This window comes from Rhodoglobus sp. G.S.4, from assembly GCF_056619605.1.
In genome coordinates, this window is record NZ_CM152748.1 from 2,543,702 (window position 1) to 2,558,326 (window position 14,625).

Below are 14,625 nucleotides of genomic sequence, written 5' to 3' on the forward strand. Positions count from 1 at the left end.
ACAGGCACCATGTTCACCGTATTTCTCGGGCTTTCTAGCGCGCTCACGTTCGGTGCCGCTGACTTCTTCGGCGGTATGGCAGCCAAGCGAATTAGCCCGATTCTGGCTACTGCAGTGGGAGCCGTTGCGGGCCTTGCCGTGTTGCTCCTCATCTTCCCGTTCGTCTCGAACGTGTGGTCGACAGAGGCCGTGATCTACGGCGCCATCGCCGGCGTCAATAGCGCGGTGGCGATCGGTCTGCTCTATGCCTGCCTCGCGATCGGGCCCATGAGCATCCTGTCTCCTGTGACCGCGGTCATGTCGGCAATCGTGCCAGTGACCGTCGGTCTGCTGCGCGGAGAATCGCTCGGGGCGTTTGGTTTCGTCGCGATTCCTGTCGCGCTCATCGCCGTCGTGCTTGTGGGATTCGTTCCCGAAAAAGATGCCGTGCGACCGAGCACCAAAGCACTGCTCATGGCGGTTGGTGCGGGCACCGCCATTGGGATGTTTTTTGTGATTCTGGATGCCGCCCCCGACAACTCTGGCATCATCCCGGTTCTCGGCAACCGCGTCGTCAACGCGCTCGTCATGTTCACGCTGTTCTTTGTGATGGCGGCGTTGGCTAAGCGCCGCCGAGCCGGAGCGCCAGCTCCGGGCCGCTCGTCACTCTGGCGCCGCGGCATCTATTTCGCGATGGTCGGCGGCACTCTCGACGTAATCGCCAACATGGCGATCATCACGGGAGTTCGCATCGGCGACCTTTCGGTCATTGCCGTACTGACTGCGCTCTACCCGGCAGGCACTGTGCTGCTTGCGGCGATCGTGTTGCGCGAGCGAATCGCGCCCCTGCAATATGTCGGTATTGCGTTGGGTATCACCGCGAGCGTATTGCTTGTGGTGGGCGGCTAGAGCACTATCCCTTCGTCGAACCAGCGAGCAGTCCGCGCACGAAGTAGCGCTGCAGCGCAAAGAACACGATGAGCGGCACGAGGATCGAGATGAAGGCGCCTGCGGTAAGCAGGTTCCAGTCTTGACCGCGGCTACCGGTGATCTCTGCCAAGAGTTTCGTCATCGGCGCGACTCTTCCATCGGCAAACACGAGCGCCACGAGGAGGTCGTTCCAGACCCACAGGAACTGGAAGATCGCAAAGGAGGCGATCGCCGGCATGGTGAGCGGGAGAACGATGCGGAAGAAGACTTGACCGTGGCCCGCGCCATCCACTCTGGCTGCTTCAATCAGCTCGGAAGGAATCTCGGAGACGAAGTTGTGCAGTAGGAAGATCGCCAACGGCAGCGCAAAGATCGTGTGCGCAATCCACACCTGCGAATACGAGTTAGAGGCGTTGAGGCTCGAGAACAGCTCGATGTCGCCGATCGATAGCCCACGAGAGAAGAGACTCAGCAGCGGAACTAGCGCCATCTGCAGGGGAACGATCTGTAGTGCGAAGACTCCGATGAACATCCAGTTGCGACCAGGAAATTTTATCCAAGCGAATGCGTAGGCTGCCAGGCTCGCAATGACGAGCGGGAAAATCGTGGCTGGCAACGTGATGGCGATCGAGTTGATAAACGCGCCAGCAAGGTTCAGCGTGCTGTTTCCGGCCGCCAACACCTCGGTGTAGTTGTTGAGTGTGAAGCCAGGGTTTTGGAAGATCGTCCACCAGCCGTTACGCAGAATTTCCTCCGGCGGGCGCAGCGAGGAGACGAAGAGTCCGAACGTGGGAGTTGTCCACAGCACCGCGATCACGAGAGCCGCGATCGTGGCACCTCGGCTCGTGAGGCGCTTCTTGGTGCGCTTGGCTGCTCCCATTTTTTCGCCACGAGCCAGTTGCTTCTCGGTCTTCTTGCCGAGTGGAAGCTTCGCGGGCACTGTCGCGGTCATCGGATCTCCCTCTGCTTGGCAATCTGTCTCGCGTTATACACGACAATCGGCAGCACCATCACGAACAGCACGACCGCGAAGGCGGCAGACCTGCCCACCTCGAAGCCTTGCCACTGCGAGTACATTTCGTTGGCGATAACGCTGGTCTCGTTCGCTCCGGCAGTCATGGTGCGCACAATGTCGAAGACTTTCAGTGAGGCAATCGAGATCGTGGTGAGCACAACAACAAGGGAGCTGCGGATGCCCGGCACTGTCACATTGATGAAACTCTGCCACGCGTTCGTTCCGTCAAGCTCCGCGGCCTCCAGTTGCTCGGCGGGAACACCCTTGATCGCGGCCGACAGGATCACCATGGCGAAACCGGTCTGAATCCAAATCAGCACGACGATGAGAAAGAAAGTGTTCCATGGGGAATTCGAGATCCAGTCGACCGGTTGCCCGCCCATCCAGACCACAATCTGGTTGAGTAGCCCGATTTGCTCTTGGTCGGCCGGGCGCACCGCGTACACGAAGCGCCAGATGATGCTCGCGCCGACGAACGAGATGGCCATCGGCATGAAGACGAGCACTTTGAAGATCTTCTCGCCGCGCGACTTGTCGATGAAGACGGCATAGGCGAGACCGAAAATGGTCGAAACCGTGGGAACGATCAAGACCCACACGACCGTGTTAAGAACGGTGCGGATGCCGGTGTCTTGAGTGAAGATCCAGATGAAGTTTTCGAGGCCCACGAATCGCGTTCCGCGGCTATTCATGAAGGCCTGAATCGTGGTCTGGATGGTCGGGTAGATGAGGCCAATCGCGAGCAAGAAAAACGCCGGACTCATGAAGCCAATGAGCTGGAAGAGGTAGCCCGCGCCCTGCTTCGAGCGGTAATCGAGGATGAAGAAGAGCCCGCCGAAAACGGCTGCTGCTCCCGCCGCCCAGTACACAGACCCAAGGGCCAAGAAGATGAGTGTCGGGATCAGCACGCAGGCGGCGGCACGGATGATCGTGTACCTACGGCCACTGCGTGGGGCGATCTCAATGAAGAAAATCAGCAGGGCGATCACCGCGAAGAATGCCAAAAGCACAAGCGGTATTTGAGCGAGCGCGGGGAGCGTGGAAATCCACGCAAGAAAAGCTGACATTAGCGACCTTTCGAGTGCATCACTGGACTCTTCACTTCACAGGCAGTACTGCTGTTTCGACTCTACCGAGGAGTGGGCACGAGCGGGAGAAAAGAGAGCGTGGGCTGGAAGCTAAAATTTCCAGCCCACGCTCATCGTTAGACGGTGCTACTCAGATGGCCATGAGGCATCGATAGTCGACAGCACCTCTTCAGTTGACTTGCCGTTGACCCAGTCGACCATTCCGGTCCAGAACGATCCAGCACCAACAACACCCGGCATGAGGTCGGATGCATCGAAGCGGAACGTAGTGTCGGGGTCCTGCAGAATCGTGATGGCCTGCTGCAGGATGGGGCTGCTTGCGCTGGCAGGGTCAAGGCCATTGTTAGCGCTAATGACACCACCCAACTTCACTCGAGAGTTAGCCCACTCAGCGCTCGACAGGTATTCCTGCACGGCGATCGTGTCTTCGTCGTTCGAGAAGGCACCCACGATTTCGCCACCACCGGTGACAGCATTGCCGCCGGCTTCAACGGAAGGAGTGACGAAGGCCCAGATGTCAGCATCCGGTCCCACCGAGGCGTTTCCGTTCTTGGGGTCCTGAATGAACCCATCGAAGAAGGATGCCTGGTGGTGGAGTGCACACGTGCCGTCGCCGAGGGCGCGAGCGGGGTCACCAAACGGCGTGGAGTTGATCGACTTCACGTCGCCGAATCCCGCGTTCACGAATTCAGGGTTCAAGAGGATGTCGCCAACGGAGTCGAACGCCGAAACGATCGCAGGATCGCTGAACGGGATCTCGTGAGAAACCCACTTGTCGTAGGTTTCTGGTCCGGCCTCGCGAAGCACGAGGTCTTCTACCCAGTCGGTTCCTGGCCAGCCTGTTGCGGCATCCGAACCGAATCCGGCACACCACGGTGCCATACCGGTCTTGTCCGCGATGGTCTGGGTGAGCGCGAGAAGTTCATCCCACGTCTCCGGCACTTCTACGCCCCAGTCTGTGAAGTCTGACGGCGAATACCAGACGAAGCCCTTGACGCTGGCCATGAGGGGCGCACCGTAGAGGGTGTCGCCTGTGGTGGCATACGCGGCCCAGTCTGCTGACCAGAATTCGTCGACATTGGCCTGGACGCCTTCAGGTGCCGGTTGGATGTAGTCGCGTGATGCGAGGTCAGCGAGAAGACCTGGCTGCGGGAAGATCGCTAGGTCGGGTGCGTTGCCACCCTGAGCACGGATGCTGATCTGAGCTTCAAACTCTTTGCTCGATTCGTACTGAATGTCGATGTCATTCGCTTCTTCCCAGTCAGCCCAGGATTCTTCGAGAAGTTCAGCTTCGGTGTCTGCGATCGTGCCGTAGATGGTAACGACGCCATCCGCATCACCCGAGTCGCCAGGGCCACCTGTGCCACCAGATCCTGATGCGCAACCGGTGAGAACCATACCTGCGATGCCGAGAGTGGCAATCGGAAGTAGGGCTCGTCGATAGTGGTGGGAAATCATACAAATCCTCCTCGTCGAGGTTTTGCCCGCAAGCCGAGCAGCATGCGGGGGAACAACTGCAGCTCTGAACCTGCCCCATCAGAGTGACAAAACCTCCAGAGAGCGTGTTCATTTATCACGCTAGGCCACCCCGAGAGGGTTCTGCAAGCGCTTACGGTTCAGATTCATCGACCGAAACCGGAATGAGACATTAGGCGATGCGGACTCGGCAATTGGGGCCCTCTTCTAGGCAAAGTTGAGTATTCACGAGTGCGGGTGTTCACTGGATTCATGGAACAAGGACTAGTAATTGACTGGACTCAGATGCCGACCTACAACACCATCATGGCGGTGGCTGCCGGAGCGGGCCTGATCAGCCTTGTCTTGTTCGCGCGAAGGCTCATGGCGGGGACCGAGGTTGAGTTCCGCGGCTACGCTGTCAATTTTGGGGTGCTTGGTCTGATCCTGACGATCACCGGCGCCCATATGACGCTCACGTGGCCGTTCGCCGCGTATTTCCCGTTCGACAACATCATCTTCGGGGAGCCAAGCCTCGCGTTTGGAGTTCTCCTGCTGGCCGCCAGCTTCGTGCTCTGGCGTCGCGCCGACGCATTTGAAGAATCAGCGGATGCCGCACGCTCCGTTGCCAAAACCGCGCAACCGCTCGGCGTGCTCATCTTCGGTCTCGGACTTTCGCTTATCGCAATTGCCTTCGCGGGAATCATCTTCCAGCTCTTCGCTGCTCCGCCGGAGGAACCCATCTCTGGCGCTTTCGCCGAATGGCCGTGGGTTGAGGCAATTTTCATGTCAGGGCTCTTTGGCCTCGTCGGTGTCGGAGCGCTGCTCTTCCCCTTCGCCACCCGCGTTTTTGCTGTGCGCAGTACGCCCACCAAGGTGCAGTGGGTCGCAGGAGTTGCACTAGCCCTCGGCGGCGTCGCATTCCTGCTCTTCGGCGCTCTCAACTTCTTTACCCACATCGGTCTTATCGTCAACACGATGGGCTAACACGAAAGTCGCCGCTTTAGGCGATGCGACTGCCGCGGCTCAACTTGGCTGCTGGAGTTCGCGTTCGCGCCAACGCTCCCGCGAGCAGTGCACTGGCAAGCACTAGGTGAGTCGCGAGCCCCACTGCCCAACCGGGAGTCGTGGACTCGATAACGGTCCGCGGGTTTGAGTACGGCGATGACTGATCAACCTGCCCTACGACGCACTCGGACCCCCCGTAACCGTCAGCCTGAGACAGCTGCGCCAGTCGAACCGAGAACTTGAAGTAGCCGAAGAGATCCGTCGGTTGATCGTCCGAGTCATACGTTGTTGGCACGGCATCCGCCAAGATCACATAGGGGTTGGCGGCGAGTGCTCCCCAGAAGAGATCAAATCGGGGCGTTTGGTATTCGTACTCTTCTGGCGTCGAACACGATGTCGGAACGCCCTTGGAGTCGTATTCGAGGGCGTAGCTCGACACCGTAGTGACGGTGGTTTGTAGTGCGAGACCGCCAAGCGTAAAGGCAATAAGCGTGCCGACGCTGAGGGCGGCAACGACAAGGTAGGTCACGACGATCGAAAACAGTGGTCGATTCATGAGTCCGGAAAGACCAACACCAACTGCAGCGACGACGCCGAGCTCAATCGCCAAAACAATGATCGAGACCAGAATTGTATTTGCGGAGAGCTGCCCGACAATCGCGGCGTAGATCAGAAACGGCACCGCGGCGACCAAGAAGGCGAGCGCGGTAATCCACGCGGAGAGAAATTTGCCCATGATCAGTTGACCGGTCGTGATGAGCGTCACTTGAGTGGTGGCAAGAGTTCCGGCATCCCGGTCGCCATTGATGGCATTGCCGCTGAGAGCTGGGGCCACGAGCGTGCCGAGCAGCAGCACAAAGTAGATGATCGTGGAGTACACGCCACCGCCACCGCCGCTCGTGCTCCCGAACCCGTTGAGGGCGAAGGAGAGCAACACGGTGACGACAAGAATCAGTGCGACAAATACCGCGAGCAGGATGTACCAGCTCACGGTGCGCACCCGCTGGCGCAGTTCTAGCGAAAGAATTACCCCGACTCCGGAGAAGAATGCGCTCATGTGGTTTCTCCCGAGCTCAGGTCGATAAAGGCATGTTCGAGGTCACCAACGGCGGGAGCGAAGGTACTGATCTCAACACCGGCGCCGACCAAGCGTGCTAGCAGAACGGATGCCTCGGCTTCCCCCTCAAGGGCAACGATGAGTTCCGTGCGATCGGTCGCAATCGCGGCGTCATCGATGCCGTCGGCGATGAGCGCCGCACGCAGGGCCACGACGTCGCTCGAGCGGATACGCCACGGCCGAGCACTGGCGCGACTGCGCGCAAGCGCCTCGGCTGATGCCGTCACCCCTTGGGAGATATAGACGGCGCCATCAGCCATCTCGTCGAGTTCGGAGAGCACGTGGCTGGAGACTAGGAGCGTCTTGCCTTCAGAAGCGAGGCGCCTCACGAGGGTTCGTAGGCTGGCGCGCGCTACCGGGTCGAGTCCCGATGCTGGTTCATCAAGCAACAACACATCGGGTTCGTGCACAAGAGCGCGAGCCAAACTGAGTCGCTGCTTTTGCCCGCGCGAAAGCACCCGGGTGGGGCTATCTGCGAGCTCGGGAAGGTCAACCAGAGTGATCAGCTCTGCCGCACGCGTTGCAGCGGCAGGTTTATCCATCGCGTACATGCGTGCCGTGTAGATGAGGGTGTCGCGAACGCTGAGGCTAGGCCACGAGCCGAGCACGTCGGGCATCCATCCCAGTCGCGCGCGTACCGCTGCCGTCTCGGTCACAGGATCATGACCAGAGATGCGAATGCTGCCGGCATCCGGTTGCAAGAGCGACGCCAACATGAGCATGAGCGTTGTCTTGCCCGAACCGTTGGGGCCGATCAGCCCCGTTACGGTACCCGGCTTGGCAATGAAGCTGGCGTCACGCACGGCATGAACCGTGCCGAATGAGCGACCAACGCCTTCGACAACGATGCCGGTCGGCGCTGACTCTGTGAGCGCAGGATCGCGAGGGCCTGGCGGGATAGGTGATGCCTCAACTGACGTCATGCAACTGAGCATAACTTACAGAAAGGCACCCCGCTCGACCCCAAGGGGGAGCGGCTGGCTAGATATAGATCGCGGGATCGGTGTAGTTGAAGTTGTCTTTTGAGACCTTCGTGCCGCGCTTGGGGCGCGCTACCGCAGGAGCACCGACGAGCAGGGAGTCGGCGGGTGCGCTCGAGACTACGACTGCTCCAGCCCCCACTACCGAGCCTGAGCCGACAGTAATGTCGCCGAGAACTGCGGCACCAGCCCCAACAACGATGTCGTTGCCGAGGGTTGGATGCCGTTTGCCTCCGTGGGAGCTTGTGCCGCCAAGAGTGACACCGTGATAAATCAAAACGTCATCGCCAACGATCGCGGTCTCTCCAATAACAACACCGGAACCGTGGTCAATGATTACCCGGCGACCGATTTGGGCCGCAGGGTGAATTTCCACACCGGTCAAGAAGCGAACGAACTGAGAAACCACGCGGGCAAGGAAAAACGCCCGCGCGGTCCACAACCAGTGAGTGAAGCGGTAACCCCAGATCGCATGCATCCCTGAGTAGGTTAGCCAAATCTCGAAAGAGCCCCGAGCTGCAGGGTCGCGCTGGCGCACAGCAGCAATATCTTCACGGGTTCGAGGAAACAATAGGGCTATCCGTCTGTTGGGATGGTCGGTGATTGAGCTAGCGAGACGCGCTATTAGTCGACGAGGTCTTCGTACAGCAGAGTCGAGAGGTAGCGCTCACCGAAGCTCGCGATGATCACGACAATCGTCTTGCCCGCGTTCTCGGGGCGCTTAGCCAATTCGAGGGCCGCGTGAACGGTCGCTCCGGAGGAGATTCCAGCGAGGATGCCCTCTTCTGCGGCAAGGCGACGAGCCATCGTCACCGACTGGGTGATGTTGACGTCAAGAACCTCGTCGTACACATCGCGGTCGAGAATCTCGGGTACAAAGTTGGCGCCGATTCCCTGAATTTTGTGGGGGCCAGGTGCTCCGCCGTTGAGGATGGCAGATTCTTCAGGCTCAACAGCAACAACCTTGATTTCGGGGTTCTGCTCCTTGAGGTAGCCACCAGCACCAGTGATTGTTCCGCCGGTTCCGATGCCAGCGACGAAGATGTCGACTGCACCATCGGTGTCAGCCCAAATCTCGGGGCCAGTGGTCGCGCGGTGAATGGCGGGGTTCGCTGCGTTAGCGAACTGCTGGGCCGCAACGGCACCCTCAGTGTTCGCCACAATTTCGGCTGCCTTCTCCACAGCGCCGCGCATGCCCTCCCCTGCTGGAGTCAAGACGAGTTCTGCACCGAACGCACGAAGCAGCATCCGGCGCTCCTTGCTCATGCTCTCTGGCATGGTGAGCACAACGCGGTATCCGCGAGCCGCACCAACCATTGCCAAAGCAATTCCGGTGTTTCCGCTTGTGCCCTCAACGATGGTTCCGCCTGGCTTCAGTGCGCCGGCTTTCTCGGCAGCGTCAATGATGGCAACGCCGATACGGTCCTTCACGCTGGCGGAAGGGTTCTGGAACTCGAGCTTGGCCAACACCGTTGCGCCAGCGCCCTCTGTTACAGCGTTGAGCTGAACCAGAGGGGTGTTCCCGACGAGTTCGGTGACGTTTTTGTAGATACGACTTGCCATGATTCAGGGGTTCCTTCGCAGGTAGGAGATCGATGGGAGCTTGCTCACCATAGTTACTAGCACTCAGCAGGCCAAATTTATTTCATCAAACTGAGTAACCAACGAAAAGAGGGCCCCGCAGTGCGGGGCCCTCTTCGCGTTATTCGCTTAGTTGCGAGGTGCTCTCTAGAAGACGAGCACCAGTCGCGGCCAGCTCGAGCTGGACTCCACAGTGTCGTTACCGGAGTATTCGACCCAGATGAAGTGAACACCACGGCTCAACTTCGGCAGCTTCACCGAGTTCTTGCCCTTGTTGCCGACCTCGGTTGTCGCCACAGCGGTGCGACCGTCATACACAGTCACGTCGCCCGCCGTAGTGCCATCCTTGCCGACCGTCACTTTCGTGTCGACCGTGATCGAACGGTTGCCCCACACCAACCAGCTTGAAGGACTCGCGCTGACTTTCGACGAGATCTTCTCTACTGATTGTGAGGCGGAGACAGCCACACCATCCGAGTAACCGTCCTTGCTGGCCGTGACTTGCACGCTCAGTTCGGTGCCGATGTCCTCAGCGGTGATGCGGTAGCGGCTGTCTGTTGCACCAGCGATTGGTGCACCATCTCGCAGCCACTGGTAGCTGTAGTCAACAGACCGCACGCTCCAGTTGCCGTGAACAGCCTTGACTGTCTTACCAACTTCGACCTTTCCACGGATGCTCGGAGCCTTCGTGTTCTCGATGGCCTCGGCAGTCGTGGTGACCTCGATCGGCACCGCAATTGCGGTTTCCGTTCCGGGGATCATCACGGTGAGCGCGAGCGCGCCTGCTGGTGTGCCGGCCGGAATCGTGACAGTCACGCTGGCGCGACCCTGCTCATCCGTGGTGTCGACGATGGTGCGGTCGATCGTTGCCGAACCGAGCACAGTGCCGTCAACCGAAACCTCGACCGTGGTGGCGCCTGAGCCGCCGCGGCTGAAGGTGAGCGACGACAGATCGAGCGTGACGGCATCACCGGGGTTGTAGCCGTCAGCATCCGGAGCCGATACAACAACACCAATGGCACGCTGTTCGAGCGGAGGCGAAGCCACCGTGTTCTCTTCGAAGTAGTCGACCATGGCCTGCAGGTCGACGCGTCCACTGTCGGCACGGTTCGTTCCCGCTGCGAGAGTGGCGAAGTTGTCGCCGCCCGCTGCGAGGAAGGAGTTAGCAACAATCTTGTAGCTTGCTGCGGCATCCACTGCGACACCGTTGAGGTACATCGCCGTTATCCGCTCACCCTGCGCTGCGGTGGGGTCGTACGCGTAGGTCAACCCTTCCGAAACTCCAAGCTTGAGGAACGGGCGCTGGGCACCGGCCGGCTGCCACTGCTCTTCAAGAACCATTTTGATCTGGGCTCCTGTCAGCGACATGGTCGTGAGCGTGTTGGCGAAAGGCTGCACGTTCGCGGCCTCACGGTACGTCACGTTTCCGTCCGGATCGCCAGCGCCTGAGGACTCGTAGACGAGGTCAGTACGCAAACCACCCGGGTTCATGAACGCAACCTCTGCGCCCAACTCGGATGCTGCCCAGAGCTGAACATCAGCAACAAAGTTGCCAAGTGTTGACTCTCCACCGCGGTTCTCCGGGAACGTTGTTGTGCCTGCAGGGTTCTGCACCGCACGGAACATGCTGTCGGAGATTTCACCAACCTTGACCGAGCCAAGAACGTTGGCGAGCGCAGCGGCCTCATCAACGATCGCCTGCACGGCTGTGTCTGGCTCGAAGCCCGCGATCGGAAGCACCTCGGCGCTGAAGGAGATGATCTCCTGCGTTGCCGGATCAACCGTCAGGTCGAAGTGACCGTAATTGGCACCGTACTGTCCAGCCGAAACGACCAAACGTGGGCGGTCCATGCCTGCCACTGCAACCTCGTGATCGTACGCGAGGTGAGTGTGACCGGAAACGATCGCGTCAACCTTCGGGCTCAGGTCCGTGACGATCTGACCAAAGGCCGAGTCGTCGGTCGAGGACGAGATATCCGTGGTGGCGGCACCCTCGTGCACAAGCAGAACGAGAACATCGGCTTCACCATTGGCGTCGTTACCGTCGGTGAGGTAGTCGGCTACCCGATCCACCTCGCTGACGATTCCGCGAACCTCAAGCGAAGCGATGCCAGCGGGGCTGACCAACTCGTTGAGGTCTTCGGTAACGGCACCGATGAATCCAACGGTCACTCCATCGAACTCCTGCAGGAAGAACTCGTCATAGGCCGGAGCATTTGTTGCCCGGTCGTAGAGGTTCGCTGCAAGGTAGGGCCAGTCGGCGGCATCCAAGATGCGGTCGTCAACATCTGCGCGACCCTGATCGAATTCGTGGTTACCGAAGGAGCTCGTGTCGAGTCCGATTTCGTTGAGCACGTCAATCGTGGGCTGGTCGTTCTGAATGAACGACGTGAACGTGGATGCACCAATGAAGTCACCAGCACCGACAAACGTAGTGTTGGGGTTCAGAGCTTCCCAGTAGTTCACCATTCCACCGAGCTGAGCTGCGCCAGGGATGCCGCGATCAGCTTCAATGCGGCCGTGGAAGTCGTTCGTCGTGAGGATCTCGATCTCGACCGGTGCAGCCTCGGTACTGAGACCAATGCTGATCGGGTCGTGGTCACTGGAACGGAACACGGTGCCCGCTTCGGTAGCCGCATAGGCGTAACCGCGGTCAGACCATTCAGGCGAGTTGATGTTCCAGACAGCAGCATCCGTCACGTGGTCGGCGAGCGACGGCGAGACGATGATATGGTCAAGCGATCCCAGTTCACCGTCGAACGTGTAGGTGTACTGGTCATCGGTCATGGCCGCGAGAGTGTCAACATAACCCGCCGAAGTGAAGACCTGAATGGGGTCTTCTTCGGAGTAGGCGTTGAAGTCGCCAACGAGCACTACCTGGTCGCTCTTGGCTGGGTCAGCGGAGATCGAGTCAACGAGGTCCTTGACGGCGTTAGCCTGCTCAACACGCTCAATGTTGAAGAATCCCTGACCATCGCTTGGCTCGGTTCCCGAACCACCCTTCGACTTGAAGTGGTTAGCGATCACCGTGACGAGTTCGCCGTTCGACTCAAAGGTTTGAGCGATCGGCTCACGCGCGATGTCCCACACCGTCTCATCAACGGCAGTGAAGCTTTCGCCAACGGGAGTGGCTGCTGCTGGCTTGAAGATGATCGCGTTCGTGATGAAGTCAGTGATCGCTGCATCGTTGAGCGCTGCTGGCGTACGAACGTAATCCCAGGTTCCCTCACCGGCGGCCGCATTGAGCGCACCGACGAGATCCATGAGCGCTTCGTCGAGGTCTCCACCGAGCTTGACCGAGTTCTCGATCTCCATGAGACCAACAACATCAGCATCGAGCGAGTTGATGGCGGCAACAATCTTCGACTGCTGGATAGCGAACTCTTCAGCGGTGTCTGCGCCACGAGCATCCGAGTCTTCACTCGTCAGCGTCGTGAAGTAGTTGTAGACGTTGAAGGCCGAAACCTTGAAGTCTCCGCCAACTACGGGAGCCGACGCTTCGCGGGGGTTCGTCGACGTGAACGTTGGACGGTATTCCGCCGGGCTCGCATCGTTGATCGCGATAGTCGGCTGCAAACGCCAGTCGTCGAAGCCATAGCTCAGAATGTAAGGGTTTGCCGGGAACTCAACGGTGTCACCGTTGCGTACAACAGTGTCAGCCGAGAAGTAGGGCTGCTCACCGGGGTGCGACCCGTTCGAGATTTGGATGCTGTAGCCGTCATCGAGGAAGATTCGGCTGGCACGGTTTGCTGCAGCGATCGCGGTGGCGGCAGCTCCGGCATCCGTGGTTTCGGTGCTCTTGACGGCAAGCTCTTCTGGGCTGAGCCAGAGGGTACCGAAGTTGTAGAGCTGGTGGCTCGAGCTGACGAGGTAGTCACCGGTAGGGGCGACGAGCATCGACTCAAGAGGTTCACGGTTGTCTCCGACAACACTGGAGTCAAGCGCCGTTGCTTGAATCAGGTCAGCGGGGTCGAGGTCAGCTGCTGCGGTCACCAATTCGACGGTTGCTGGCGTTGAGCCGGCACCGATCTGGGTTTGACCGAAACGTTCGTCAACGGGGCCGGTTGCTGTGACCTTGTCACCAATAGCGACTGCCGGGTTGAGGTTATTGAGGTAGAGGAAGATTCCGTCTGACGCGCCGGGAGTGGCGTCGCTAGCCCCACCCGATCCTGGAGTCTGGATGACAATTCCGCGGTAGCCGGAAGCTCCGCGATAGTCGGCTGTGACAATACCCTCAACGGTGACGGAAACGCCGACCATTGTGCTAGATGCTGAAGTGCCTTGGACATCGGCAATCGTCGCCGTTGCATCGGCTGCGAATGCGGCCGGAGCGGTAAGCGTGGCCAGAGCGATAGCGCAGGAGGTGGCAATTGCCCCTACCGAGAATCGCGTTGACCTGCTGCGTTGATAGTGCATAACGGGCAGTCCCCTCGAGAATTGTGAAATCTGCGGTCTACCCCCTTAACAGGGGTACCTGAGACCATAGCCCTGCTCACAGCCCATTCCAAGGGTTTAAATCAAATGCTCATGTGCGCGTAACCCGTTGTTCTTGTGCACTTTTAGACACCGTCCTGCTGAACTTCAGATCAGTCTCTTGCCGCTCAGCCGAGCCCGACTGGGGGTCGCCAAGTGCAACCGGCAGGTCAGCAGCCTCAGTGCGCAGTCGACCGAGCGAACGCATGAGCGCGCGCTGCCAGCGAACGGGAGATGCGACCAAAGAGGTCAAGGCTCGCCTGTCCCGGCCAGTTTTCTGGCAACGCCGAGTCCGGCAATCCCGGATCCAAATAGGGGACGACTCGCCACTGGTCGAGCGCCTGAATGTAGCGAGCGAAAGCCTCAGCATCACTCGCGGCCGGACCTACCTGCGCCGAGTGTTGAGCAAGGAAACGTTCATGGAGCTCACGCAAACGATCCAAGTCCCACCACTGAGCCGCGGCATCCGCCAATGAGCGCTCAGCTTCAGGAGCCCCCGCAATGAACAGCGTTGCGCACTCGCTCAGTTCAAGATCGTTAAGGATCTCCGACACCTCATCCTTGAGGTGGGCAGGGCAAATCCAGAGACCGGTAGCAACCGTTCCGCATCCAATCCAACCGAGACGACGCCGCAGCTGGTGGCGGGCATCTCGGCGCGACTCAGGGATGGAAAACGAGATCAGGCACCACGGGTCATTCTCGCGTTGCTGGCGGAAATTGAAGATGCGACGGTCGCCGCTTTCCAACATGGGGACGGCATCCGCATTGACTCGATAACCCTGTTGGCCGTTGACCATTTCGGGCACAAGAAGGCCCTTTGATTTCACTCGTGCGATGGCACTGCGAGCGCCATTCGCAGGCACTCCCAACGCCTCGAGGACGTGCACGAGTTGCGCCGACGAGATCCAGCCACCGAGCTGTCGCAGCTGCGAGCCAACAAAGGTGCGCAGCAGTGAGGTGGCGCTTCCGGGGCGGGAGTCGAAGTCATCCAGAATCATG

Annotated in this window: 11 protein-coding genes; 2 read left to right on the top strand and 9 right to left on the bottom strand. The window is 59.5% G+C overall.

The annotated features are described in order from the left end of the window. The first annotated feature begins 9 nt into the window (after positions 1-9). Entirely contained in the window at positions 10-888 is an 879-nt protein-coding gene (locus AC061P_RS12590; protein ID WP_449647583.1) for an EamA family transporter, read from the top strand. Positions 889-892: 4 nt separating this feature from the next. On the opposite strand, the gene AC061P_RS12595 is transcribed toward AC061P_RS12590, so the two are convergent. The 3 genes from AC061P_RS12595 to AC061P_RS12605 all read right to left on the bottom strand — a co-directional run bounded on the left by AC061P_RS12595 (position 893) and on the right by AC061P_RS12605 (position 4,470). Then, positions 893-1,861, bottom strand: coding sequence for a carbohydrate ABC transporter permease (locus tag AC061P_RS12595; protein WP_449647584.1), 969 nt, complete (start codon positions 1,859-1,861; stop codon positions 893-895). Beyond that, complete coding sequence (locus tag AC061P_RS12600; protein ID WP_449647585.1) at positions 1,858-2,991, bottom strand: carbohydrate ABC transporter permease; 1,134 nt, start codon at positions 2,989-2,991, stop codon at positions 1,858-1,860. Before AC061P_RS12600 ends, AC061P_RS12595 begins: the two co-directional genes overlap by 4 nt. A 147-nt stretch (positions 2,992-3,138) precedes the next feature. Next, positions 3,139-4,470, bottom strand: coding sequence for an ABC transporter substrate-binding protein (locus AC061P_RS12605; RefSeq protein ID WP_480391350.1), 1,332 nt, complete (start codon positions 4,468-4,470; stop codon positions 3,139-3,141). Between the two features lie 270 nt (positions 4,471-4,740). On the opposite strand from AC061P_RS12605, the gene AC061P_RS12610 reads away from it, so the two are divergent. Next, positions 4,741-5,454 (top strand): DUF981 domain-containing protein, encoded by a 714-nt coding sequence (locus tag AC061P_RS12610; RefSeq protein ID WP_449647587.1) that lies wholly within the window; start codon positions 4,741-4,743, stop codon positions 5,452-5,454. Positions 5,455-5,470: 16 nt separating this feature from the next. Here the strand turns inward: AC061P_RS12610 and AC061P_RS12615 are convergent, their stop codons facing one another. From AC061P_RS12615 to AC061P_RS12640, 6 genes are all read right to left on the bottom strand, one after another. Next, positions 5,471-6,532, bottom strand: coding sequence for an ABC transporter permease (locus tag AC061P_RS12615; RefSeq protein WP_449647588.1), 1,062 nt, complete (start codon positions 6,530-6,532; stop codon positions 5,471-5,473). After that, entirely contained in the window at positions 6,529-7,515 is a 987-nt protein-coding gene (locus AC061P_RS12620; RefSeq protein ID WP_480391351.1) for an ABC transporter ATP-binding protein, read from the bottom strand. Before AC061P_RS12620 ends, AC061P_RS12615 begins: the two co-directional genes overlap by 4 nt. 58 nt (positions 7,516-7,573) lie before the next feature. Beyond that, positions 7,574-8,143, bottom strand: coding sequence for a serine O-acetyltransferase (gene cysE / locus AC061P_RS12625; protein ID WP_449647590.1), 570 nt, complete (start codon positions 8,141-8,143; stop codon positions 7,574-7,576). 53 nt (positions 8,144-8,196) lie between these two features. Next, positions 8,197-9,135 carry a cysteine synthase A gene (gene cysK, locus AC061P_RS12630; RefSeq protein WP_449647591.1) on the bottom strand — a complete coding sequence of 313 codons (939 nt, stop codon included), beginning with the start codon at positions 9,133-9,135 and terminating at the stop codon, positions 8,197-8,199. A gap of 165 nt (positions 9,136-9,300) precedes the next feature. Then, positions 9,301-13,569: an ExeM/NucH family extracellular endonuclease gene (locus tag AC061P_RS12635; protein ID WP_480391352.1), complete on the bottom strand. Its 4,269-nt coding sequence runs from the start codon at positions 13,567-13,569 to the stop codon at positions 9,301-9,303. A 236-nt stretch (positions 13,570-13,805) separates the two neighbouring features. Next, positions 13,806-14,624: a PaaX family transcriptional regulator gene (locus AC061P_RS12640; RefSeq protein WP_480391353.1), complete on the bottom strand. Its 819-nt coding sequence runs from the start codon at positions 14,622-14,624 to the stop codon at positions 13,806-13,808. Between the last annotated feature and the right edge of the window lies 1 nt (position 14,625).